Source organism: Myceligenerans pegani, from assembly GCF_014892515.1.
Taxonomy (GTDB): Bacteria; Actinomycetota; Actinomycetes; order Actinomycetales; family Cellulomonadaceae; genus Myceligenerans; species Myceligenerans pegani.
In genome coordinates, this window is the sequence record NZ_JADBGR010000104.1 from 241,175 (window position 1) to 263,871 (window position 22,697).

Consider the following 22,697-nt stretch of genomic DNA (forward strand, 5'->3'; position numbering starts at 1 on the left):
CCGCACGGCTGGCACCATGGCCCGCATGGACAGCTCAGTGTGGCGGGTGCTCGGGGGCGACGGCGGGGCGCTGGTGGCGCCGACGGGTTCCGGCGTGCTCGACGGCGAGACCGTCGCCGTCAAGGATCTCTTCGCGGTGGCCGGGCAGCGGGTCGGGGCCGGGAACCCGGCCTGGCTCGAACGGGCGGACGTCGAGCCGGCGCACGCCCCCGCCGTCGCCCGGCTCCTCGCGGCGGGCGCCGCGGTCACCGGGATCGCGCGGACCGAGGAGTTCGCCTGGTCCCTCACCGGCGCGAACGCCCACTACGGCACGCCGCCCAACCCGGCCGCGCCCGGTCGGATCTCCGGCGGGTCGACGTCGGGCCCGGCGACCGCCGTCGCGGGTGGCGAGGTGAGCATCGGGCTCGGCACCGACACCTCTGGATCGATCCGCGTCCCCGCCGCCTACCAGAGACTCTGGGGCTTCCGCCCCACGCACGGCGTGATCTCGGGCGACGGCGTGCTGCCGCTCGCGCCGTCGTTCGACACGGTCGGCTGGCTGACCCGGGACCCGGACCTGCTGGCGCGCGTGGGCGACGTGCTGCTCCCGCCGGACACGGCCGGGCCCGCGGACCGGGCCGGCACGCCGATCACCGGAGCCGCACCGTTCCAGGGCCGGCTCGTCCCGGCCGGAGGTCTTCTCGAACTGGCCGAGCCGGGGGTGCGGTCGGCCGTCGAGGCCTGGCTCGGCGGCCAGGTGGCGTCGGACGGGGCGTCCCACCGCGCCGGCCTCGACGCCCCGCCCTTCACCGGACTCCCGGACGAGTGGGTCCAGGCCGTTCGCGTGGTGCAGGCCGCCGAGGCCTGGGAGGCGCACGGCGAGTGGATCGCCGACCACCTCGACGAGCTCGGGCCGGCCGTGCGGGGGCGCTTCCAGTTCGCGCGCTCCGTCACCCCCGGCGAGGCCGCCGCGGCCCGGAAGACCGCCGCCGAGGCGCGGTCGGCGATCCGCGACCGACTCGGCGACGACGTGCTCGTCCTGCCCGCTGCCTCGTCGGTCGCCCCGCCCGCCGGCGACCCCGACGCCGCCGAGGCCGTCCGCGCCGCCACCGTCACGCTCTGCGCCACGGTGGTGCTCGGCGGCCTCCCGGCGCTCGCGGTCCCGCTCCGGACGGCGGACGACCTCCCGACGGCGGCCTGCCTGGTGGGCCCGGCAGGTTCGGACCGCACCCTCCTGGCCATGGCGTCGCAGCTCACCGCCTGAGCCGGCCTGGCCCGGCCCGGCCTGACTCGGGGGCCGCCGGCGCCCGTCGGGTCCCGTGCCTGCCGGGAGCGGCGCTGCCCGTGTACTCGCCGATGTCGGAGACGAGCTCGGCGATGTCGGGCCTGCTCTCGAACCGGCGCCGGTGGATCGCGGCGATCCTCTCCCCGACCTCCGGGTCCATGCCGTCGGAGATGTCGAACGACATGAACGTGTCGACCAGCGGCAGGCCGATCCGGTCCACTTCCAGGTGCGCAGGGTGGTTCATCATCTCCTCGTAGGCGTCCAGGTCCTCCATCACGGAGACGGCGGCGTACTCGAACTCACCGCCGAAGTCGCGGCCGACGGCGCTCCGGACGACCGGCGGTGTCATGGCCCGGTTCGCCTCGCGCATCTTCTCGAGCGCGGCGTCCACCTGGTCCTGGGAGAGCCCGGGCTTGGGAGTGAAGCGAATGACGTGGTAGATCATCGTGCTGCCTCTCCGGTAGGTGTCTTCTCCGCAGGTGCCGCCGCGAAGACGGCCGCGTGGTCACGGGCGAAGTCGGTCAGGTCGCGGGCCGGCCGGCCGGTGAGGTCGGCGACGGACGAGTGCACCTCGGACGCCTCGCCGCGCGCGTAGTGGGCGTAGTCCTCGACCAGGCCGTTGACCTGCCAGGGCGGGAGGATCCCGGACAGCATGGCCGCGAAGCGGTCGGCCGGGACGTCCCGGAAGGTGATGTCGCGCCCGGTGACATCCGAGAGCGCCCGCGCGATCTCGTGGTGACTCACGGCGCGGGGGCCGGTCAGCGTGTACGTCCGGCCGTCGTGGCCCGTGCCGGCGAGGACGGCGGCGGCGCTCTCGGCGATGTCCCTCGTGTCGATCGCGCTGACGGTGGCATCGCCGATGGGCGCGCCGAACCAGCCCTGTGCGATGGTCGCGGCCATGCCGAACAGTCCCTGCAGGTACAGGTTGGGGCGCAGGACCGTGTGGTCCAGGCCGATCCGCCGCACGTGGGACTCGACCTCGGCGTGCCAGCGCAGGAACCGCACCGGCGAGTCGGCGGTGGCCGCGTACTGGGACAGCAGCACCAGCCGCTGCACGCCGGCCTCGCGCGCCAGGTCGGCGAAGCGGATCTGCACCGCGGCCGCGTCCTCGGCCGAAGGGCTGTTGAGGAAGACGGCGTCGACGCCGTCCAGCGCCGCGGCGAGAGACACCGGATCCTTCAGGTCGGCGACGACGGTCTCGGCGCCGTCGATGTCGCGGCCGGCGTGGCGGGTCATGGCGCGGACGCCGAGGCCGCGGACGCGCAGGGCGGGAACCAGCGCGGAACCGACGGTTCCGGTCGCGCCGGTCACGAGGACGGTGGGTGCGTTCATCGGAGATCTTCCTTTCGTGGGGTTGTCAGAGCTGACGGTGCGGCTCGGCGGGAGTCGCGGGGGAGGGATGACGTGGGGAGGAACGAGACGGCGATCGCGATCGCGACCAGCGCGGCCCCGCCGCCGAACGCGGTCGTGAAGTCGATGTCGTCGGGGGTGCCGGCCGCTCCGATGGCGACACCCGCCAGGACGGCGAGGCCGACGGCGCCGCCGACCTGCTGCGCGGCGTTGACGAGCCCGCTGAGCAGGCCCGACTCACCGTCCGCGCTGTTCCGTACGCCCATCGCGGTGGCATTGACGAGGCTGAGCCCGAGCCCGGCGCCGATCATCAGGAACGAACCCAGCAAGCCGGCTGAGAAGCCGCTGGTCGTGGGGTCGAACGCCAGCCACAGGTAGCCGGCCAGCAGCATCGCGAGACCCGTCCGCTGGGCGTTGTCGAGGCCGAGGAGCCTGGCCGTCAGCGGTGCGAGGCCGCTGCCCACGATGATCATCAGGGCGATGGGGACCTGCGCCATCCCGGTCGCCGTCGGACTCATCCCGAGCTCCTCCTGCTGGTACTGCGGCAGGAAGAAGAACAGGCTCGTGAGCGTGCCCCCGGTCAGCAGCATCACCGTGTTCGCCTTGACCACGGTCGTGCGGCGGAAGACGCTCAGCGGTACCAGGGGATGCGCGGCACGGCGCTCGACGAGCGCGAACGCCGTCAGGGCGACGGCGCCGACGAGCAGGCCGCCGATCGCGGCGGGCGATCCCCAGCCGGACTCTGCGGCAGCGCTGGAGCCCAGCGCGACGGCGGAGATCCCCAGGGTGATGGTGGCGGCGCCGGGTAGGTCGAACGAGCCGGGACGGCCCGGAACGGACGGCATCCTGCGCCAGACGACGATCATCCCGACGACGCCCAACGGCACCGGCGCGGCGAACACGGCCTGCCAGCCCAGCGTGCCGGTCAGCACCCCGCCGAGGAAGACGCCGGTCAGGCTGCCGGCACCGGCGACGACGCCCCAGATGCCCATCGCACGCGTGCGTTCTGCGGGGGAGCGGTAGAGCGCCAGCACGAGGGACAGTGCGGCAGGCATCAGCACCGCGGCCCCGATCCCCTGGGCGATGCGCCCGGTGACCAGCATCGCGCCGCCCGAGGCCGTCGCGCAGAACACCGACGCCGCCAGGTAGAGCGTCATGCCGGCCATGAAGAGCCGCTTCGCCCCGAGGACGTCGGCGAGGCGGCCGCCGAGCAGCAGGAGCCCGGCGAACGCCACCAGGTAGCTGTCCACCACGACCGTGAGGCCCGCGGCCGACAGCCCGAGGTCCTCGCGGATCCGCGACCCGGCGAGATTCACCATCGCCGAGTCGAGAACGACCAGGAACATCGCGGTCGCCAGGCCGGTCATCGCCGGGCCACGCGGCCGGGGCGCCAGGGTTCCTGCGGGTGTCGGGTGCTGTGAGAGCGTCTCACTCATCGTGTCGGCCTCCGGGAAGGATGTCGGTCGGTTCCGGCAGCGGGGGACTCCCGTGCCGGCGACACCACGATCGTGTGGCCGTGCCCGCGCTCGCGTCGGTGATGATCACCTAGATCGCGAGCATGTCGCCCGGGCGGCATCGACCCCTAGGGTCGGCACATGCCAACGCCCTCCGGATCGCTCGTCGGCCGTCGCGACGAGGTCGGCCGCCTCCTGGAACTCACCGGTGCCGCGGAGCAGGGTGAGGGCGGCGCTCTCGTCCTCCGGGGGGAGCCGGGCATCGGAAAGAGCGCGCTGCTGGATCACCTCGAACGTGTGACGCGGGAGAAGTTCCTGGTCCTCCGCGCCTCCGGGGCGGAGTTCGAGGGTGAGCTGCCCTTCGCGGTGCTGCATCAGCTGTGCGTCCCGGTGCTGGCGCGCCTGGACCACCTGCCGGACGCCTACCGCGCCCCGCTGCTGGTCGCGTTCGGACTGGCCGACGGAGTCCCCGATCCGTTCCGCGTGGGCCTCTCCGTGCTCGAACTGCTGGCCGCGGCCGCCGCGGAACGTCCGCTGGTCTGCGTCGTCGACGACGCGCACGAGATGGACGACGCCTCGGCGCGGGCGCTGACCTTCCTGGCGAGGCGCGTCGCGTCGGAGCCGATCGCCGTGGTGTTCGCGGCTCGCGACTCCGAGGCCGCACCCGGCCTGGACGAGCTTCCCGGCATGACCGTCGGTGGCCTGGCCGACGCGCACGCTCGCGAACTGCTCGACCGGGACAAGGCCGCGACCCTGGACGAGCGGGTGCGCGACCGGATCCTCGCCGAGGCACGGGGCAACCCTCTGGCGCTGATCGAGCTGCCGCGAGGGGCCGGCCCGGCGCTGCCGGCGCCGACGCCGATCGCGAGCCGGATCGAACGGAGCTACCAGGCCAGGATGACCGATCTGTCTCCGGACGCGAGGCAGCTGGTGACCCTCGCGAGCGCCGATCCCACTGGTGACACGAGTCTGCTGTGGACCGCCGCGGAGGCCTTGGGCATCGACGTCGCGGCCGCGAGCGCCGCGGCGGAGGAGTCGGGGCTGGTGCGGTTCGGTCCGCGCACGTGGTTCTGTCACCCCCTGGCACGATCCGCCGCGTATCGCGCGGCGGAGCCCGCGGGGCGCCGGGCGGTGCATCGGGTCCTGGCCGACGTCACCGATCCGCGGAGCGCGGCCGACAGGAGGGCCTGGCATCGCGCGCAGGCCACGACCGGTCCGGACGAGGACGTGGCCGCCGAGCTGGAGTCGTCGGCGTCCCGCGCCCAGGCGCGCGGCGGTGTCGCTGCGGCCGCCGCGTTCCTCGAGCGGTCGGCCGCGCTGACGCTGGACGCGGGCAGGCGTACCGAGCGTACGCTCGCTGCGGCGGGTGCCGCGCTCGAGGCGGGTGGCCCGGACGCGGCGTCGGACCTGCTGGCCGGCATCGACGTCGCGTTGCTGGAGGAGGAGCAGCACGCCGAGGTCGACCTGCTCCGGGGGCGGATCGCTCTCGTGTCGGGTGCGGACGGGGCCGCCAGCGGACCGGACCACATCCTGCGGGCGGCGCGGCGCCTGGCGGGCATCGACCCGAGGCGGTCGCGCGAGTACTTCGTCTCGGCCCTGGAGACGGGGCTGGTGGTCAGCAGGGCCGCCGGCGTCCTGGACCGGGTGCTCGAAGCGGCTCGCTCGGCGCCACCCGCCCCGGCACCGGATCTGCTCGACGCGCTGATCCTGCTCTACACCGAGGGGCATCGCACCGGCGTGCCGGCGCTGCGGCGCGTGCTCGACGACGAGGCCGTCTGGACCCGGGTGCCGGCGCTGGCCACGGTGCTCGCGGGCGAGCTGTGGGACATGGGCCTGCACGCGTCGGTCGTCGACTGGCTGGTGCGGACGGGGCGGGAGACGGGGTCGCCGATCACGATCAGGCTCGGTCTCTCACAGGTCGCCCTGGCCGCGGTGCTCACGGGTGATCTCGGGAAGGCGATGGCCACGATCGCGGAGGAGGAGGCGATCGCGGACGCCCTCGGCGACGTGCCGCAGTTGTACCCGAGAGTGCATCTCGCGGCCATGCGCGGCCGCCGCCAGGAGGCGCTCGACCTGCTCTCCGACGCGAGGAACCGGGGCGTCGGCCAGCTGGCCGCGAACTCTCCGGGGGCCGCGGCGCTGTTGTTCAACGGGCTGGGTGAGTACCCGGCCGCTCTCGCCGCCGCGCGACGTGCCGCCGCGAGCCAGGAGCCTTTCGTCGCCGGCTTCGCGTTGCCGGAGCTGGTGGAGGCCGCGGTCCGGTGCGGCGAGCGGGCCACCGCGGAGTCCGCGCTGGAGCGGCTCGTGGCGCGTACCGAGCCGGCGGGGACGTGCGACGCGCTCGGAGCCGCCGCCGGGGCGCGGGCGCTGGTCGGGGGCAGGGAGGACGACTACCGGGAGGCGATCGAGCACCTGGAGGAGAGCACGATGGCGCCGTACCTGGCACGGGCGCACCTCCGGTACGGCGAGTGGCTCCGTCGCGAGGGGCGCCGCCGTGACGCCCGTGCGCACCTGCGTATCGCGCACGAGCAGCTGTCCCGGATCGGGATGGAGGCGTTCGTGCGGCGGGCCGCGGTGGAGCTGCGTGCGACCGGTGAGGTGGCCCGCAGTCGTACCGAGCACACCTACGACCGCCTGACCATGCAGGAGATATGCACATCGCCCGCGAGGTCGCGACCGGTGCCACGTCGAAGGAGGTGGCCACGCGGCTGTTCCTCAGCCCGCGGACGGTCGACGCCCATCTGCGGAACATCTTCCGCAAGCTCGGCATCACCTCGCGCAGGCAGCTTCGCGACATGCCGGATCTCCGGTAGGTGCGGAGGCCAGGTTTTACCTCGGAGAAACGTGCGTGTCGCATGTGTGGTCCGGTGAAACCGTAGATTCATCGCCATGGACCTGGCCACCTTCAACGCCCTGCCCGACGCCGAGGCTGCCGCCGTCGTGCGGCCGTGCGCGGACATCCCGGCATGGGTGGACGACGTCGTCTCCGGCCGCCCCTATCCGACCCGCGACGCCCTGGTGCGACACGCGGCCGACAGCGCCGCGCACTGGAGTGAGCCCGACCTGACGGCCGCGCTCGCGCATCACCCGCGGATCGGTGAGCGTGCCCGGGGCGACACCCGCGAGGCCGCCATGTCGCGCCAGGAGCAGGGGGCGTGTTCGTCGGCCGACGACGCCACGGCCGCCGCGATCGCCGACGGCAACATCGCGTACGAGAGGCGCTTCGGGCGGATCTTCCTGATCCGCGCCGCCGGCCGGACCGCGCCCGAGATCCTCGAGAACCTCATCGCCCGGCTGCGGAACGACGACGCGACCGAGACGCTGGTGGCGATCGACGAGCTGCGGCAGATCGCCCTGCTGCGCCTCGAGGGACTCATCGACGAGGAGACCCCGGCATGACCACCGCCTCCACCCACGTGCTCGACGCCGCCCGCGGCCTCCCGGCCGCGGGCCTGGCCGCGTCCCTGACGGGCCCGCTGCCCGGCCCACGACTGCCGTCGGCCGAACACGACGTGAGCGTCGGTCCTGGGGGCAGCATCGACGCCGACGTCGTGCTCGGCGGCGCGAACGCGGGGTTGCGTGCCGCCGTCACCGACGACGACGGGCGCATCGACTGGGGTGAACTCCCGGGGCAGGGGAGCTACGTGCTGAAGCTGGCGACCGGCGACTGGTTCGCCGCGCAGGAGCGCGAGACGTTCTACCCGCGCGTCGTGCTGGAGGTGGCGCTCGGCGCCGCCCACACGCACGTCGCGCTGCTGTTGAGCCCGTTCGCCTACACGACCTACCGGGGGAGCTGACATGCCGATCGTCCTGGGCGCCAACCAGTACGGCAAGGCCGAGGTGCGGCTGGTCCGCGTGGACCGCGCCACCCCGCGCCACCGGCTCACCGACCTGAGCATCACGTCCCAGCTCCGCGGCGACTTCGCCGCGACCCACCTGGAGGGCGACAACGCGGGCGTCATCGCGACCGACACGCAGAAGAACACGGTGTACGCGTTCGCCCGCGACGGCGTCGGCTCGCCGGAGGCCTTCCTCGCGCGTCTGGCGCGGCACTTCCTCACGTTCCCCCAGGTGACGGGCGGCCGCTGGGTCGCGGAGCAGTTCGCGTGGGAGCGCATCGGGGCGGACCGCATCGCCGTCGCCGCGGCCCGTCCCGATCCCGGCCGAGAGGCCGGGCACGACCACTCCTTCGTCCGTTCCGGGGGCGGCCGGCGGACCGCACTCGTGCACGCCGACACGTCCGCGGACGGTTCCCCGGGCCTCGCCGTCCTGGCCGGGCTCCGCGATGTCACCCTGCTCAAGTCGACCGGCTCCGAGTTCCACGGCTTCCCCCGCGACCGCTACACGACGCTCCCCGAGGTCACCGACCGCGTCCTGGCCACGGACCTCACCGCCTGGTGGCGCTACACGGACGAGTTCGCGGCGAGTGCGCTGGACGCCGGCGACGGAGGTGCAACCTTTGACGTGCGGTACGACGCCGTCCGCTCGATCCTGCTGGAGACGTTCGCCGGGCTGCACTCCCTCGCGCTCCAGCAGACCGTGTTCGCCATGGGGAAGGCGGTGCTGGAGTCGCACCCCGAGATCGCCGAGATCCGCCTGAGCTGCCCCAACAACCACCACTTCCTCGTGGACCTGGAGCCGTTCGACCTGGACAACCCCGGCGAGGTGTTCTTCGCCGCCGACCGCCCGTACGGCCTGATCGAAGTCGCGGTGACCAGGTCCGACGCCGAGCCCGATACCAGGTCCGACGACGGCACCCGCGGTTCGGCGAGCCCGGCCGCCGAGCACCCGGTGTGGGCGACGATCGGCGGCTTCGTATGAGCCTGCTGATCGGATCCGAGCGCATGCTGATCGAGGGCGAGCTGCGCCCCGCCGTCCTGCGGATCGAGGGCGACCGGATCGCCCAGGTGTGGTGGGGCACGTCCGACCCCGACCGGGTCGCGGGCGACGGGGACGACGACGTGGTGCTCGGCGGGCCGCCGGTCGGAACCCCCGGCCGCCCCTCGCAAACCCTGTCGGCCGGCGACGCCGTCGTCCTGCCCGGCGTCGTCGACACGCACGTGCACGTCAACGAGCCCGGCCGCACCGAGTGGGAGGGGTTCCGGTCGGCGTCCCGCGCCGCGGCCCTCGGCGGCGTCACGACGATCGTCGACATGCCGCTGAACTCGATCCCGCCCACCACCACCGTCGAGGCGCTGCGGGTCAAGCAGAGAGCAGCCCTCGCCGCGGGCCTGGCGTGCGACGTCGGCTTCTGGGGCGGGGCCGTGCCGGGCAACGTCGAACACCTCGAGCCGCTCTGGGACGCGGGCGTGTTCGGCTTCAAGTGCTTCCTCGCCGACTCCGGCGTGCCCGAGTTCCCGCCGCTCGGACCGGACGAACTGCTGGCGGCGATGGACCGGCTGGCCCGGTTCGGCGGGCTGATGATCGTGCACGCGGAGGACCCGGGCGTGCTCGCGGCGGCCCCCGCGCGGCCCGGCCCGGCGTACGCGGACTTCCTGCTGTCCCGCCCGGAGGAGGCGGAGACGACGGCGGTCGCCCGGCTGCTCGACGTCGTCCGCGAGACCGGGACACGCACCCACGTGCTGCACGTGTCCTCGGCCCGCGTGCTCGACCTGCTCGCCGCGGCCAAGGGCGAGGGCCTGCCGGTGACGGCCGAGACCTGCCACCACTACCTGACGATCGCCGCCGAGGACATCCCCGCCGGGGACCCGGCCTTCAAGTGCTGCCCGCCGATCCGGGACCGGGGCAACCAGGACGCCCTCTGGGACGGCCTCCGCGACGGCATCCTCGACTGCGTCGTCAGCGACCACTCGCCCGCGACCGCCGCCGAGAAATATGGTGCCAAGCGCCCCGGCGCCGTCGACCTCCAGCAGGCCTGGGGCGGCATCAGCGGCCTCCAGGCCGGGTTCCTCGCCCTCGCGGACGCGGCACGACGGCGGGGCGTGTCCCTGGCCGACGTCTCCCGCTGGACCGCGCGGAACACCGCGGCTCTCGCGGGCCTCGACCGCGCGGACCGCCCCAAGGGGGTCATCGCGGAGGGAGCGGCGGCGGACCTGATCGTGTACCGCCCTGACGTGACGCGCACGATCGACGTGGCCGACCTGGCCCACCGCAACCCGATCAGCGCCTACGCCGGCATGACGATCACCGGGGACCTCGACGCGACGATCCTGGGCGGCCGCCTCGTGGCCAACTCCTTCTCGGACGCCGTGGCGCACGGGGAGCTCGACGGCGGCACCAGGCACCCGGCGCCGGACTTCGACCACGTGCTCGGCGGCGGCAAGCTGCTCGCCCGCCCGGGCAGTCCCGCGGCTCAGAAAGGCATCGCATGACGTCCCAGATCAATCCGCCCCCGAGGCTGCTCATGGGCCCCGGCCCGGTGGACGCGGACCCGCGCGTGCTGCGCGCCATGGCCGCGCCCCTGGTCGGCCAGTTCGATCCGTTCATGACCGACACCATGACCGAGACCATGGGCCTGTGGCGCGAGGTCTGGCGCACCGTGAACGAGCAGACGTTCCTCGTCGACGGCACGTCGCGCGCCGGGATCGAGGCGGCGCTGGTGTCGCTGCTGGAGCCGGGGGACGACGTCGTCGTCCCGTCGTTCGGGCGGTTCGGGCACCTGCTTGCCGAGATCTCCGAGCGGGCGGGGGCCCACGTGCACCGGGTCGAGGCGGAGTGGGGGAGCGTCGTCGACCCGGATCGCATCGCCGAGGTGGCGCGGCGGGTGCGGCCGCGGGCGATCGCCGTCGTGCACGGGGACACGTCCACGACCATGGCGCAGCCGCTGGACGCGCTCGGCGAGATCGCGCGGGAGACCGGCGCCCTGCTGTACGTCGACGCGACCGCGACCCTGGGCGGCAACGTCTTCGAGACCGACGCCTGGGGCATCGACGCCGCGACGGCGGGCCTGCAGAAGTGCCTGGGCGGGCCGTCCGGCAGCGCGCCGATCACGCTGTCGGAGCGCGCCGCCGCGCGCATCCGCTCGCGCCGCCACGTCGAGGCAGGCATCCGGTCCGCCGACGACGGCGACGCGCCGGGCATGCGCATCCGGTCCAACTACCTCGACCTCGCGCAGATCATGGACTACTGGGGGCCGCGTCGCCTCAACCACCACACCGAGGCGACGTCCATGCTGTACGCCGCGCGCGAGTGCGCGCGGCTGATCGGCGCCGAGGGGGTCGGCGCACGGGCGGCCCGGCACGCCCGGCACGGCGCCGCGATGGTCGCCGGGGTGCGGGGACTCGGACTGGAGACGTTCGGCGACGACCGGTACCGGATGAACAACGTGGTCGCCGTGCACATCCCGGAGCGGCTGCGCACCGAGCCGGGCGCGGGCGACGCGGTGCGGGCGGCGCTGCTGGAGGACTTCGGCATCGAGATCGGCACGTCGTTCGGGCCGCTGCACGGGCAGGTCTGGCGGATCGGCGTGATGGGCACCGGCGCCCGGCGCGACGCCGTGCTCGCCACGCTCGCCGGACTGGAGCACGTGCTGCGCCGCGCCGGCATCGGCGTCCCGGCGGGCGGCGGAGTCGACGCGGCGCTGGAGTCGTACGGCGGGCACGCCGACGGCGGAGGTGCCGAGCCCGTGCTCCAGGGCGCCGGGCCGGCCGAGCCGGAGGGGGACGTATGACCACCGCACGCCGGGTGCTCGACCGTTGCGCCGCCCTGACGGCCTACTCCGCGAGCCCCGACCACCTGGAGCGCACCTACCTGACGCCGCAGCATGCGGCGGCGAACACGGCGGTCGCCGGCTGGATGCGGGACGCGGGCCTGGACACGGAGACGGACGCGGCCGGGAACCTGTGGGGCCGCCGCGCCCCCGAGCCCCCCGGCACCGACGGCGCCCGCCAGGAGCCGGGCACGCGCGGCGTCCCGGCGCTGGTGCTGGGCTCGCATCTGGACACCGTGCCGGACGCCGGGGCGTTCGACGGCATGCTCGGCGTGGTGCTCGCGATCGCCGTCGCCGAGCGGCTGAGGGACGTCGCGCTGCCGTTCGCGCTGGAGGTCGTCGGCTTCTGGGACGAGGAGGGCGCGCGCTTCGGCACCGCGCTGATGGGCAGCAAGGCCGTGGCGGGGCAGTGGGACGCCGCCTGGTGGGACCGGCCCGACGCCGACGGCGTCACCGTGCGCGAGGCGTTCGAGCGGTTCGGGCTCGCCCCGGACCGAATCGGCGAGGCGGCCCGGCACCCCGAGGACCTGGTGGGCTACCTGGAGGCGCACATCGAGCAGGGCCCGCGCCTGGAGGCCGCCGACCTGCCGCTCGGGTACGTCACGTCGATCGCCGGCGCGCGGCGGTTCGTCCTGACGCTCACCGGCGAGGCCCGGCACGCCGGCGGCACGCCGTACGAGCGCCGCAAGGACGCACTGGCCGCCGCGTCGGAGGTGGTGCTGGCCGCCGAGCGGCTCGCCCGGGAGGCCGGGGCCCTCGCGACGGTGGGGGACATCGGCGTCGAGCCCGGAGCGGTCAACGTGATCCCTGGCCGAGCGCGCCTCACCCTCGACGTCCGCGCCGTCGACGACGCCGCCCGCGACGCGCTCGTGGCCGCGATCGAGGCCGCGGGGCGCGAGCTCGGCGCCCGCCGCGGCGTCGCGTTCGAGATCGCGGAGACGCACAGCGCGCCGTCGGCCGTCTGCTCGGACCGCCTCAGCCACGCGATCGCGGACGGCATCCGCGCCGCGCGGTCCGGCGAGCACACGCCGGACGTCCCCGGCCTGTGGAGCCCTGCCGGCCACGACGCCATGGCGATGGCGGCGGTGACCGAGGTGGGCATGCTGTTCGTCCGCTGCCACGACGGCATCAGCCACCACCCGGCGGAGTCGGTGCGCGAGGACGACGTCGCCGTCGCGCTGGACGCGTTCGAGGCGGCGGTGTTCGCCGTCGCGCGGGGGACGACACCGTGAGGTCGCTCGAGCGGCGCGTCCGCGAGCGCTACGCCGACCTGTCCCCGCAGGAGGCGCGCGCCGCCGACCTGCTGCTGGAGCGGATGTCGGAGCTCGCCGCCTACCGCGCCACGGAGCTCGCGGAGCTGGCCGGCGTCTCCAAGGCCACGATGAGCCGGCTGGTGCGGCGCCTCGGCTACGACGACTTCGAGGGCCTGCGCGAGCACCTGCGCGAACAGCGCGGGCGCGGCCTCCCGGTGACGGTGACCCCGCCCGCCGGGCTCGCCTCCCGGCTCCAGCGGGAGACCGAGCACCTGCAGCGCGCCTACGCGTCGCTCGACGAGGCCGCGCTGGAGGACGCCGCGACGGCGCTCGCCCGCGCGCGCCGGGTGCTGGTGGTCGGGCGCCGGGGCAGTCATCCCGTGGCCGCCGAGCTGCGGCGCAACCTGGCGCAGGTGCGGCCGGGCGTGACGCTCGCGCCGTCGCCCGGCCAGTCGCTCGCCGAGGACCTGGTGGGCACGGGCGCGGACGACGTCGTCGTCGTGGTCTCCTTCCGGCGGCATCCCGCCGGGACGGTGGCCGCCGTCGAACGGCTCGTCGCGGCCGGAGTGCCGGTGCTGCTCCTGGCGGACCCGACGCTGCGCCGGCTCGCTTCCCGCGTGCGCTGGTGGATCGAGTGCCCCGTGGGGTACGAGGGCGCGTTCGACTCGCACGCCGTGCCGATGAGCCTCGTGGCCGCGCTGTCCGACCTGGTGCTCGCGCGGACGACGCCGGGCGCCGCGCGGATCGCGGAGATCGACGCCACGTACGCCGAACTCGGCGAGCTGGACGAGGGGTGACACTGAAATCCGGGGCGGTCGGCCCGACCGCATCCGCGGCCAAGCACGTGAACAGGGCTGACACGAGGACTCATGGACCTGGACATCGACGGCGTGCGCATCGCACGCGAACGCGCCGACCTGGCGCTGCGCCCCGGCGAGCGCCAGCTCGCGGGCGGGACCTTCCTGTACTCGGAACCGGTCCCGGCCGGCGTGACGGGCCTTGTCGACCTGCTCGGCCTCGACTGGACCCCGTGGACGATGTCCGACGGCGGTCCGGGGCGGGGTGGGGCAGGAAGCGGCGGTCTCGACGTGGCCGCGACCTGCACGATCGCGACGTTGCGGGACCGGGCCGCGGAGGCCGCCGGACAGTACCCGGGCCTGCGGCTCGTGGCGCCATGCGTCTCGGCGTTCCTGCTGTCCTTCAAGGTGGCACACACGGCGACCGTGGGTGGGAACCTCTGCCTCGGCCTGCCGGCCGGCCCCATGGCGGCGCTGTTCGCCACCCTGGACGGCACGGCGGAGATCTGGACCCCGGACGGCGCCCGCACCGAACCGGTGTCCGACCTGATCACCGGCCCGGGCATCACCACTCTCACCCCGGGAGAGGTGCTGCGCGCCGTCCACGTCCCGCCCGCGGGCCTCGAAGCTCGGACGGCGGCCCGCAAGCTGAGCCTGACAGACTTCGGCCGCTCGGCGGTCCTGATCACGGCCGCGGTCTTCGGCCCGGTCGCGGAGTCGTCGGGCGCGGAGGGGTTCCCCCCGCAGCTTCCGGCCCCGCCTGGCACGGCCGGGGCGACGGTCCGGATCGTCGTGACCGCATCGGTGCCGCGACCCGTCGTCCTGCGGATCCCCGCCGGCGACCACGACGCGCTCGACCGCGCCGTCGACCGGATCACCGACTGGTACGACGACCCGCACGGCGCCCCCGACTGGCGCGCCGCCATGACCCGCCGGCTCACCCACGAGGTCCTGGAGGAACTCTCATGAGGATCGACGGCACCGAGACCAGCGATCCGCCCCGGCCCGGCCAGTGCCTCCGCACCTACCTGCGCGAGCAGGGCGCCACCGCGGTCAAGCGCGGCTGCGACGCCGGCGACTGCGGCGCCTGCACCGTGCTGCTCGACGGCGAGCCCGTGCACTCCTGCCTGATCCCCGCCCACCGCGCGACCGAGTCCGAGGTCACGACGGCCGCCGGCCTCGGCACCCCCGAGGAACCGCACCCGGTCCAGCGGTGCTTCGCGGAGGCGGCGGGCTTCCAGTGCGGCTTCTGCACCCCGGGCATGGTGGTCACGGCCGCCTTCCTCGCCGCGACCCCGCCCACCGAGGCGGCGGACCCCACGGCCGAGTCGCCGCTGCGGCATGCCTGCGACAGTGTCGACGCCGAGAAGTGGAAGGGGAACCTCTGCCGGTGCACCGGGTACCGGTCCGTCCGGGACGCCCTGACCGGGCGCGTCAACACCGACGCCCCGGACGGCGCCAAGGGACCGGGCGACAGCCGTGAGGCACGCGGACCGGCCGACGAGCCTCACGGCGAATCGAGCCCGGCGTTCGGCCGGTCCGTGCGGGCGCCCGCCGCGGCGCGCGTCGTCACCGGGCGCGAGCCCTACACCCTCGACGAGCCCGCCCCGCCCGGCCTGCTGCACGTCGCCGTGCTCGGCAGCCCGCATGCCCACGCCCGCATCACCCGCATCTCCGCCGACGCCGCACGCCGCGCGCCCGGCGTGCACCTCGTCCTCTCCCACGTGGACGTCCCGGACACGCTCTTCTCCACCGGCCGCCACGAGCACCGCACCGACGACCCCGACGACACCCGCATCCTCGACCCGGTCCTCCGCTTCCGCGGCCAGCGCGTCGCGGTCGCCGTCGCCGACACGCCGCGCCAGGCTCGCGATGCCCTGGCCCTCGTCGAGGTCGAGTACGACGTCCTGCCCGCGGTCTTCGACCCGGAACTGGCCAGGTCCACCCCGGGCCAGACCCCATTGCCTGCCGCAGACCAGGTCGAGACGCCACCAACCGCCGTCGGACACGGATCGGCGGCGCCCGCGGTTCCGCTCCTGCACGATGACAAGGACCCCGTCGCGTCTCGCATCGCCGACCCGTCCCGGAACGTCGTCGCGCAGCTGCACGAGGAGCACCCCGCCCCGGGCGCCGTCGACGTCGCGCTCGCGGCATCCGCGCACACGGTCACCGGCACGTGGACGACGTCGCGCGTCGCGCACGCGAGCCTGGAGACCCACGCCGCCCGCGCACACGTCGCGCCCGACGGCACGCTCGTCGTCCGCACCTCCACCCAGGTCCCGTTCCTGGTCCGCGACGAGCTCGCCCGGCTGCTGGGCCGCGACCCGGCCACGGTGCGCGTCGTCGCGCCGCGCGTGGGCGGCGGGTTCGGCGGCAAGCAGGAGATGCTGCTGGAGGACGTCGTCGCGCTCGCCGCCCTGCGCACCGGCCGCCCCGTGCAGTGGGAACCGAGCCGCGAGGAAGCGTTCGCCACCTTCCCCTGCCGCCACCCGATGCGCGTCACCGTGACACTCGGGGCCGACGACGACGGCATCCTCACCGCCCTCGCCGTCGACGCCCTCTCCGACACCGGCGCCTACGGCAACCACGCGCCCGGCGTCCTGTTCCACGGGCTCAACGAGTCGGTAGCGGTCTACCGCGCCCCCGCCAAGCGGGTCGACGGCGAGGCCGTCTACACGAACAACCTGCCCTCGGGCGCGTTCCGCGGGTACGGGCTCGGCCAGATCCAGTTCGCGATCGAGCAGGCCATGGACGAACTCGCCGCCCGCACCGGCCTGAGCACGGCCGAGATCCGCCGCCGCAACGTGATCCGCCCCGGCGACCCGTTCGTCACCGGCCACGTGGACGACGGCGACCTGGAGTACGGCTCCTACGGCCTCGACCAGTGCCTGGACATCGTCGAACGCGAACTGCGCGCTCCCGACCCCGACCTGAAAGGGCTCGGCGCCGACGGCGAGTGGAGCGTCGGGAGCGGGCTGGCGCTCGCGATGATCGCGACGCTGCCGCCGCGCGGGCACCGGTCGCAGGCGCGCGTCGTCGCGCACCCCGACGGGACCTTCGCCGTGCACGTCGGGACCGCCGAGTTCGGGAACGGGACCTCGACCGCGCTCGTGCAGATCGCGGCGACCGAGCTCGGTGTCGCGCCCGAGCGGGTGCGGCTGGTCCAGTCCGACACGGCCACCTCCGGGTACGACACCGGTGCCTACGGCTCGGCCGGAACCGTCGTGGCGGGACTCGTCGTGGCGCGCGCGGCCGCGGAGGTCCGGGAGAAACTCGAGGCGGGCGCAAGGTCGCGGTCCGTCGTCGAGGCGACGGCCTCCCACGACGGCACGCCGCGCTCCGTCGCGTTCAACGTGCACGGCTTCCGCGTGGCCGTGCGGCGCGCCACGGGCGAGGTGCGCGTCCTGCGTTCGGTGCACGCCGCCGACGCCGGCGTCGTCATCAACCCCGAGCAGCTGCGCGGCCAGATCGAGGGCGGCGTCGCGCAGGCGATCGGGTCGGCGCTGCAGGAGCAGCTGGTGGTGTCGGGCACGCCGGCGGGACCGGTCCGGGCCGGGGCGGCCGGGACGCGCCCCGGGTTCGACGACGTCCCGCCGGGCACTGTCCTCACCCGCACGTTCCGCCACTACCGGCTGCCCGCCATGGCCGACGTCCCCCGCACCGACGTCTTCTTCGCCGACACCGCCGACCGGCTCGGCGTGCGCGGCGCGAAGTCCATGAGCGAGGCCCCCTACAACCCGGTCGCGCCCGCGCTGGCGAACGCGATCGCCGACGCGACGGGCGTACGCCCGCACGGGATCCCGATGCAGCGCGACGTCCTGTGGCGCCTGTTCGACAGCGAGGAGACACGATGACCGAACCCGACGTGACCCACGACGACGACCGCTGGCTCGCCCGTGCCGTCGCGCTCGCCGTCCGGAACGTCGCGGACGGGGGAGGACCGTTCGGCGCGGTCGTGGTGCGCGACGGCGCCGAGGTGGCGACCGGCGTCAACCGCGTCACCCGCGACCTCGACCCCACCGCGCACGCCGAGGTGATGGCGATCCGCGCGGCCTGCCGGGTGCTGGGCACGCACTCGCTGGCCGGGACGGTGCTGTACTCGTCTTGCGAGCCGTGCCCGCTGTGCCTGACGGCGGGCCTGTGGGCCCGCGTGGACCGCATCGTGTTCGCCGCCGACCGGCACGACGCCGCCGCGGCCGGCTTCGACGACCGCGCGTTCTACGGCCTGCTGGAACAGGACCGCGACACGTGGCCCAACCCGGTGATCGCCCGCCGGATCGCGGTGGCGGGCGATCCGTTCACGGCCTGGAAGGCGGCGGAGGAGCGCACGCCGTACTGACAGGGCCGACCTGACAAGCAGGACAAGTAGCGTGGGCACCATGGTGAACGCGGTGGGAATCGTGCTGGCCGCCGGGGCCGGGACCCGGTTCGGCGGGCCCAAGGCGCTCGCCCGGGCCGACGACGGGACGCCCTGGGTCGAGATCGCCTGCCGCACCCTGCTCGACGGCGGGTGCAAGGACGTGATCGTCACCCTCGGCGCCGGCGCGGACACGGCCGGGCCGCTGGTGCCGGGCTGGGCCACGACCGCCGTCGTCCCCGACTGGGCGGGCGGCGCGTCCGCGTCGCTCCGGGCCGGCCTGGCGGCGGCCGCCGGGACCAGCGCCGACGTCGCGGTGATCACCCTCGTCGACCTGCCGCACCTCCCGCCCGCGGCGGTCCGCCGGATGCTCGGGCCCGACGACGGCGCGGTGGGCGCGGACACCCTGCGCCGCGCGGTCCACGCCGGGCGTCCGGGGCATCCCGTCGTGCTGGGACGGCACCACTGGGAAGCGGTCGCGAGCACCGCCACGGGAGACCGCGGCGCGTCCGGCTACCTGCGGGAGCACGGCGCCACCGAGGTCGATTGCACGGACCTGGGCGGCGGTGGCGACGTGGACCGGCGCTGAAGAGCGCTACGCGGGCTTGACCGCGTCGATCGCCCCGCCGTAGCGGCGGTCGCGGCGCGCGTACTCCTCGACGGCACGCCAGAGGTGGCGGCGGTCGACGTCCGGCCACGGCTCCGGCAGGTAGATCATCTCCGCGTAGGCCGCCTGCCAGAGCATGAAGTTGCTGGTCCGCTGCTCGCCCGAGGAGCGCAGGAACAGGTCGACGTCGGGCGCGTCCGGCACGTACAGATGCTGCTGGACCGTCTTCTCGGTGATCCTGCGCGGGTCCAGCCGGCCGGCGGCCACCTCCCGGGCGATGGACGCCGCGGCGTCGGCCACCTCCGCGCGCCCGCCGTAGTTCACGCACATCGTCAGGGTGCAGCGGTCGTTGTCGCGCGTCTCCTCCTCGCACCGCTCCAGCACCTTGATCACCGAGTTCCACAGCTTGGGCCGCCGCCCCGACCAGCGGATCCGCACGCCCCAGGACGCCATCGTCTCCAGCTGGCGATCCATCACCTCCTTGGTGAACCGCATGATGAACGCGACCTCGGAGGGCGAGCGCTTCCAGTTCTCCGTCGAGAACGCGTACGCCGAGATGTGCTCGATCCCGAGCTCGACGGCGCCGGCGACGACGTCGAGCAGCGACGCCTCCCCGGCCCGGTGCCCCTCCGTGCGCGGCAACCCGCGGGCGTTCGCCCAGCGGCCGTTGCCGTCCATCACGACGGCGACGTGCCGGGGCAGGAACTCGCGGGGGATCTGCGGCGCCCGGGCCCCGGACGGGTGCGGATACGGGTCCGCGAACCGGCCTTCCCGTGCGGGGGTGCTTCCCGGGTTCGCCTGCCGCGTGTCCGCCTCGGGCCGGCGCCCCCGGCTCTCGTCGGCATCGATCATGAGCGCTCGACCATCCTCAACGATCTCAGTGTCCTCTCCAGGTAGTACTGGCCGTACGCGGCGACCAGGCCGCTCGCCTCGCTCCGGTGCCGCGCCGCGGACGCGTCCGCTGTCTCCCAGTCGCCGGACAGCAGCGCCGCCAGCAGGGCGAACGTCTCGGGAGCGGGCGACGGCGACCCGGGCGGCCGGCAGCGCGGGCACACCGCGCCGCCCTGCGCCACGTTGAACGCCGTGTGCGGACCGGGCTCGCCGCAGCGCGCGCAGTCGACCGCCGACAGCGCCCAGCCCGCCACGGCCAGCGCCCGCAGCAGATAGGAGTCGAGCACCAGCCCGGCCGCGTGCTGCCGCTCCGCCAGCGCACGCAGCCCGCCCGCCAGCAGCCAGTACTGCTGCACGGCCGGCTCGTGCTCCTGGTCCACCAGCCGGTCGGCAGCCTCCAGCATCGCGGTGCCCGCCGTGTAGAGCTCGTAGTCCTCGCAGATCCGCCGCGCATAGGCGCCGACGGTCTCGGCCTGCGTCACGGTGTCGAGCGTGCGGCCCGTGTGGAACTGCACGTCCACGGCCATGAACGGCTCCAGCCGCGCCCCGAACCGGGACGACGTCCGGCGTACCCCCCGCCCGACGGCACGCACCTTGCCCCGCTCGCGGGTCAGGAACGTGACGATCCGGTCCGCCTCGCCCAGCTTCTGGGTGCGCAGCACGATCGCGTCGTCTCGGTACAGGGGCACGGGACCAGTGTCCCAGGTGTGGCTGACAGCGGCTGACGGCGCGCGGCGGCCGGCGTCGACCGTCGTCGACATCACCGTCCGGGAGAACCCTGAACCTGCCCTGAGATCCCGCGAGATCCGTCCGGCCGTATATGTAGCGTCGCTACATTTGAAGGGTGAGTGCCGCAGATCTCGCCCGCCTCGAGTTCGCGCTCCTGGCGGCCGTCCACTTCCTCTTCGTACTGGTGACACTCGGGCTCGGCCCGGTCGTCGCCGTGTTCAGCAGCCGCTGGGCCCGGGCCGAGCGCCGCGGCCTGTGGCAGGCGCCGGTCCTGGAGCGTGCCACCCGGTTCTGGGGCCAGCTCTACCTGGTGAACTACGCCCTCGGCATCGCGGCCGGGATCGTGCTGGAACTGCAGTTCGGGCTGCACTTCCCCGGGCTGCTCGACGTCGCCGGGGAGGTCTTCGGCGCGCCGCTGGCGATCGAGACGCTGGGCGCGTTCTTCCTGGAGTCCACGCTGCTCGGGCTGTGGGTGTTCGGGTGGCACGTGATCCCGCGCCGCGCGCACGCCCTGATCTTCTGGGGCGTGGTGGCCACCGGCTACGTCTCGGCGTTCACCGTGATGATCGCCAACGGCTTCCTCCGCAACCCCGTCGGCCACGAGCTGGTCGACACGCCCGACGGCCCCGTCGCCACCATCAGCGACCCGCTCGCCCTGGTCCTCAACCCGGCGGCGGTGCTGTCGGGATTCCATGTGGTCGGAGCCTGCCTGATGGCGGGCGGGTTCCTGCTGGTCGCGGTCGGCGCATGGCACCTGCGGCGCGGAGGGGGCGCCGGCGGGCCGTGGGGCGGGCGGCAGCCGGCGGACATCGACGAGGACCTGTGGCGCCGTTCCATGCGCACCGGGATCGTCACCGGTTCGATCGGCGCCCTCCTCGCGACCGGTTTCGGGTACGGCCAGTTCGCGTACATCACGAGGCTCGACGACCCGGGCCCGTCGGGCGGCGACGTCGACGGACCGCTCGACATCGTGGCGGCGATGGGGCTCGGGCTCATGGACACCGTCGCGAACCTCGTCGTCCTCGTCGGCATCGTGCTGCTCCTGATGCTGATCGGCAACGGCATCTTCCGCATGCGCCGGGGCGTGCGGAACGCGCTCTACGGCATCCTGATCGCCCTCCTGCCCGTGCCGTTCGTCACGGCCGTCTCCGGCTGGCTCACCCGTGAGCTCAGCCGGCAGCCCTGGGTCGTCGCGGGCGTGCTGCGGACCGACGAGGCCGTGAGCGACCAGCCCGCCGGAGCGGTGCTCGCGTCGCTGCTCGTGCTGGTCGGGCTCATGGTGACGCTCGCGGTCGTCGACTGGTCCGTCCTCGCGAAGCTCGCCGGCCGCGGCGGGGACCGGCTCGTCCTGGGTGCCCCGCCGGACGAGGTGCTGGGCGCCGAGACGGACGGCGATCCCGACGCGGACCTGCTCCGCTTCGCGGACGCGCCCGCCGGCGTCGGTCCTCCGGCCGGACCCGGCTCGTCCTCCGCCGTCGCCGCGCCGTCCGGCGCGACCCGGCCCTCCGGCGTCGGCCCGTCCCCCGAGCTTGCCCAGTCCTCCGGGCCGGCCGTGCGCCCTGCTCCGACCGATCCGACCACACCGGAGGGTGCTCGATGACCGCCGCCTGGGGAATCCTGCTGATCGTCCTGCTCACGGGTTGGTCCGTGCTCGACGGCGCCGTCCAGGGGGCCGCCGCCACCAACCTCGGTGCGCGGGGGGACGCAGCCCGCCGGGTGCGCCTCGCCGCCGTCGGCCCGCTGCTGCTGCCCGGCGAGGTGTGGCTCGTCGCGGGGGCGGGCGTGCTGATCGGCGCGTTCCCGCACGCGGAGGCGGAGCTCCTGCACGCGGGCTACGCGGCCGCGATCGCGCTGATCGCGTCGTGGGCACTGCGCGACGCCGCCCTCTGGCTCCGTTCCCGTCGCGAGGGCCACGCCTGGCGCGCGACCTGGGACTGGTTGCTCGCGGCGGCGTCGACACTGCTCCCGGCGGCCTGGGGCGCCCTGCTCGGAACGGCCTGGGGCAGCGCGGTCGCCGTCGTCGTGCTCGCGGCCTGGAGCGTCGCCGCCACGCGCCTGCACGGGGCGGCGCTCGTCGCGCGCCGCCTCGGCGAGCCGTCCCGGTTCGGGTGGTGGACGACGTCGGCCCTGGTGGCGACGCCCGTGCTCGTGACGGCGGTCGTGGCGTGGCCCCACCTCATGACCGGCACCGCGGTGAACGGCCCGTCCGCGGCGCTCGGCGGGGTGGTGGCGGCGCTGCTGCCGGTCCTCGGGATCGCGCAGTGGTTCGCGTGGCGGCTCCTGGCCCGCCCGCTCGGTCCACGGGACGTGATCTTCTTCTGACCGT

Annotated in this window: 20 protein-coding genes; 15 read left to right on the top strand and 5 right to left on the bottom strand. The window is 74.7% G+C overall.

The genetic code is table 11. The features are described 5' to 3' along the window. The first annotated feature begins 25 nt into the window (after positions 1-25). Positions 26-1,243 (top strand): amidase family protein, encoded by a 1,218-nt coding sequence (locus tag IIE03_RS19065; protein WP_192864340.1) that lies wholly within the window; start codon positions 26-28, stop codon positions 1,241-1,243. Here the strand turns inward: IIE03_RS19065 and IIE03_RS19070 are convergent. Genes IIE03_RS19070 through IIE03_RS19080 form a run of 3 tightly spaced genes read right to left on the bottom strand, consistent with a single transcriptional unit; the run spans position 1,233 to position 4,050 of the window. Continuing rightward, positions 1,233-1,709 (bottom strand): Dabb family protein, encoded by a 477-nt coding sequence (locus IIE03_RS19070; RefSeq protein ID WP_192864341.1) that lies wholly within the window; start codon positions 1,707-1,709, stop codon positions 1,233-1,235. The genes IIE03_RS19065 and IIE03_RS19070 overlap by 11 nt on opposite strands. After that, entirely contained in the window at positions 1,706-2,596 is an 891-nt protein-coding gene (locus tag IIE03_RS19075; protein ID WP_192864342.1) for an SDR family oxidoreductase, read from the bottom strand. Before IIE03_RS19075 ends, IIE03_RS19070 begins: the two co-directional genes overlap by 4 nt. Next, positions 2,593-4,050 (bottom strand): MFS transporter, encoded by a 1,458-nt coding sequence (locus IIE03_RS19080; RefSeq protein WP_225997981.1) that lies wholly within the window; start codon positions 4,048-4,050, stop codon positions 2,593-2,595. Before IIE03_RS19080 ends, IIE03_RS19075 begins: the two co-directional genes overlap by 4 nt. A 159-nt stretch (positions 4,051-4,209) precedes the next feature. On the opposite strand from IIE03_RS19080, the gene IIE03_RS27150 reads away from it, so the two are divergent. The 12 genes from IIE03_RS27150 to IIE03_RS19140 all read left to right on the top strand — a co-directional run bounded on the left by IIE03_RS27150 (position 4,210) and on the right by IIE03_RS19140 (position 18,733). Then, the gene (locus IIE03_RS27150; protein ID WP_264158612.1) at positions 4,210-6,939 is read left to right on the top strand and encodes an AAA family ATPase; all 2,730 of its coding nucleotides are present in this window, start codon (positions 4,210-4,212) and stop codon (positions 6,937-6,939) included. A gap of 18 nt (positions 6,940-6,957) precedes the next feature. After that, positions 6,958-7,467, top strand: coding sequence for a 2-oxo-4-hydroxy-4-carboxy-5-ureidoimidazoline decarboxylase (gene uraD / locus IIE03_RS19090; protein WP_192864343.1), 510 nt, complete (start codon positions 6,958-6,960; stop codon positions 7,465-7,467). Beyond that, complete coding sequence (locus tag IIE03_RS19095; RefSeq protein ID WP_192864344.1) at positions 7,464-7,865, top strand: hydroxyisourate hydrolase; 402 nt, start codon at positions 7,464-7,466, stop codon at positions 7,863-7,865. The genes uraD and IIE03_RS19095 overlap by 4 nt, the downstream gene beginning before the upstream one ends. A gap of 1 nt (position 7,866) precedes the next feature. Beyond that, positions 7,867-8,889 (top strand): factor-independent urate hydroxylase, encoded by a 1,023-nt coding sequence (gene pucL / locus IIE03_RS19100; protein WP_192864345.1) that lies wholly within the window; start codon positions 7,867-7,869, stop codon positions 8,887-8,889. Then, a complete protein-coding gene (gene allB, locus IIE03_RS19105; RefSeq protein WP_192864346.1) occupies positions 8,886-10,400 on the top strand; it encodes an allantoinase AllB in 1,515 nt (504 codons plus the stop codon). Before pucL ends, allB begins: the two co-directional genes overlap by 4 nt. After that, positions 10,397-11,698: a pyridoxal-phosphate-dependent aminotransferase family protein gene (locus tag IIE03_RS19110; RefSeq protein WP_192864347.1), complete on the top strand. Its 1,302-nt coding sequence runs from the start codon at positions 10,397-10,399 to the stop codon at positions 11,696-11,698. Before allB ends, IIE03_RS19110 begins: the two co-directional genes overlap by 4 nt. Beyond that, the gene (locus IIE03_RS19115; protein WP_192864348.1) at positions 11,695-12,969 is read left to right on the top strand and encodes an allantoate amidohydrolase; all 1,275 of its coding nucleotides are present in this window, start codon (positions 11,695-11,697) and stop codon (positions 12,967-12,969) included. Before IIE03_RS19110 ends, IIE03_RS19115 begins: the two co-directional genes overlap by 4 nt. Next, positions 12,966-13,787, top strand: a complete 822-nt coding sequence (locus IIE03_RS19120) for a MurR/RpiR family transcriptional regulator (protein WP_318843068.1) — start codon at positions 12,966-12,968, stop codon at positions 13,785-13,787. The genes IIE03_RS19115 and IIE03_RS19120 overlap by 4 nt, the downstream gene beginning before the upstream one ends. Before the next feature lie 72 nt (positions 13,788-13,859). Continuing rightward, a complete protein-coding gene (locus IIE03_RS19125) occupies positions 13,860-14,756 on the top strand; it encodes an FAD binding domain-containing protein (RefSeq protein WP_192864349.1) in 897 nt (298 codons plus the stop codon). Beyond that, a complete protein-coding gene (locus IIE03_RS19130) occupies positions 14,753-17,641 on the top strand; it encodes a molybdopterin-dependent oxidoreductase (protein WP_192864350.1) in 2,889 nt (962 codons plus the stop codon). Before IIE03_RS19125 ends, IIE03_RS19130 begins: the two co-directional genes overlap by 4 nt. Further along, entirely contained in the window at positions 17,638-18,126 is a 489-nt protein-coding gene (locus IIE03_RS19135) for a nucleoside deaminase (protein WP_192864351.1), read from the top strand. The genes IIE03_RS19130 and IIE03_RS19135 overlap by 4 nt, the downstream gene beginning before the upstream one ends. Before the next feature lie 40 nt (positions 18,127-18,166). Beyond that, positions 18,167-18,733 carry a nucleotidyltransferase family protein gene (locus IIE03_RS19140; protein ID WP_192864352.1) on the top strand — a complete coding sequence of 189 codons (567 nt, stop codon included), beginning with the start codon at positions 18,167-18,169 and terminating at the stop codon, positions 18,731-18,733. 6 nt (positions 18,734-18,739) lie between these two features. On the opposite strand, the gene IIE03_RS19145 is transcribed toward IIE03_RS19140, so the two are convergent. Together IIE03_RS19145 and recO are read right to left on the bottom strand one after the other, a co-directional pair. Continuing rightward, positions 18,740-19,603, bottom strand: a complete 864-nt coding sequence (locus IIE03_RS19145) for an isoprenyl transferase (RefSeq protein ID WP_192864353.1) — start codon at positions 19,601-19,603, stop codon at positions 18,740-18,742. After that, entirely contained in the window at positions 19,600-20,331 is a 732-nt protein-coding gene (recO, locus tag IIE03_RS19150) for a DNA repair protein RecO (protein ID WP_192864354.1), read from the bottom strand. The genes IIE03_RS19145 and recO overlap by 4 nt, the downstream gene beginning before the upstream one ends. A 155-nt stretch (positions 20,332-20,486) precedes the next feature. On the opposite strand from recO, the gene IIE03_RS26870 reads away from it, so the two are divergent. Then, complete coding sequence (locus IIE03_RS26870) at positions 20,487-21,971, top strand: cytochrome ubiquinol oxidase subunit I (RefSeq protein WP_192864355.1); 1,485 nt, start codon at positions 20,487-20,489, stop codon at positions 21,969-21,971. Next, the gene (locus IIE03_RS19160; RefSeq protein WP_192864356.1) at positions 21,968-22,693 is read left to right on the top strand and encodes a cytochrome d ubiquinol oxidase subunit II; all 726 of its coding nucleotides are present in this window, start codon (positions 21,968-21,970) and stop codon (positions 22,691-22,693) included. Before IIE03_RS26870 ends, IIE03_RS19160 begins: the two co-directional genes overlap by 4 nt. Positions 22,694-22,697: the final 4 nt, after the last annotated feature.

What these genes read in the sequence shown, in the direction of transcription:
- IIE03_RS19065 (WP_192864340.1), top strand. Translation starts at nt 26, where the DNA reads ATGGACAGCTCAGTGTGGCGGGTGCTCGGGGGCGACGGCGGGGCGCTG.
- IIE03_RS19070 (WP_192864341.1), bottom strand. Translation starts at nt 1,709, where the DNA reads ATGATCTACCACGTCATTCGCTTCACTCCCAAGCCCGGGCTCTCCCAG.
- IIE03_RS19075 (WP_192864342.1), bottom strand. Translation starts at nt 2,596, where the DNA reads ATGAACGCACCCACCGTCCTCGTGACCGGCGCGACCGGAACCGTCGGT.
- IIE03_RS19080 (WP_225997981.1), bottom strand. Translation starts at nt 4,050, where the DNA reads ATGAGTGAGACGCTCTCACAGCACCCGACACCCGCAGGAACCCTGGCG.
- IIE03_RS27150 (WP_264158612.1), top strand. Translation starts at nt 4,210, where the DNA reads ATGCCAACGCCCTCCGGATCGCTCGTCGGCCGTCGCGACGAGGTCGGC.
- uraD (WP_192864343.1), top strand. Translation starts at nt 6,958, where the DNA reads ATGGACCTGGCCACCTTCAACGCCCTGCCCGACGCCGAGGCTGCCGCC.
- IIE03_RS19095 (WP_192864344.1), top strand. Translation starts at nt 7,464, where the DNA reads ATGACCACCGCCTCCACCCACGTGCTCGACGCCGCCCGCGGCCTCCCG.
- pucL (WP_192864345.1), top strand. Translation starts at nt 7,867, where the DNA reads ATGCCGATCGTCCTGGGCGCCAACCAGTACGGCAAGGCCGAGGTGCGG.
- allB (WP_192864346.1), top strand. Translation starts at nt 8,886, where the DNA reads ATGAGCCTGCTGATCGGATCCGAGCGCATGCTGATCGAGGGCGAGCTG.
- IIE03_RS19110 (WP_192864347.1), top strand. Translation starts at nt 10,397, where the DNA reads ATGACGTCCCAGATCAATCCGCCCCCGAGGCTGCTCATGGGCCCCGGC.
- IIE03_RS19115 (WP_192864348.1), top strand. Translation starts at nt 11,695, where the DNA reads ATGACCACCGCACGCCGGGTGCTCGACCGTTGCGCCGCCCTGACGGCC.
- IIE03_RS19125 (WP_192864349.1), top strand. Translation starts at nt 13,860, where the DNA reads ATGGACCTGGACATCGACGGCGTGCGCATCGCACGCGAACGCGCCGAC.
- IIE03_RS19130 (WP_192864350.1), top strand. Translation starts at nt 14,753, where the DNA reads ATGAGGATCGACGGCACCGAGACCAGCGATCCGCCCCGGCCCGGCCAG.
- IIE03_RS19135 (WP_192864351.1), top strand. Translation starts at nt 17,638, where the DNA reads ATGACCGAACCCGACGTGACCCACGACGACGACCGCTGGCTCGCCCGT.
- IIE03_RS19140 (WP_192864352.1), top strand. Translation starts at nt 18,167, where the DNA reads ATGGTGAACGCGGTGGGAATCGTGCTGGCCGCCGGGGCCGGGACCCGG.
- IIE03_RS19145 (WP_192864353.1), bottom strand. Translation starts at nt 19,603, where the DNA reads ATGATCGATGCCGACGAGAGCCGGGGGCGCCGGCCCGAGGCGGACACG.
- IIE03_RS19160 (WP_192864356.1), top strand. Translation starts at nt 21,968, where the DNA reads ATGACCGCCGCCTGGGGAATCCTGCTGATCGTCCTGCTCACGGGTTGG.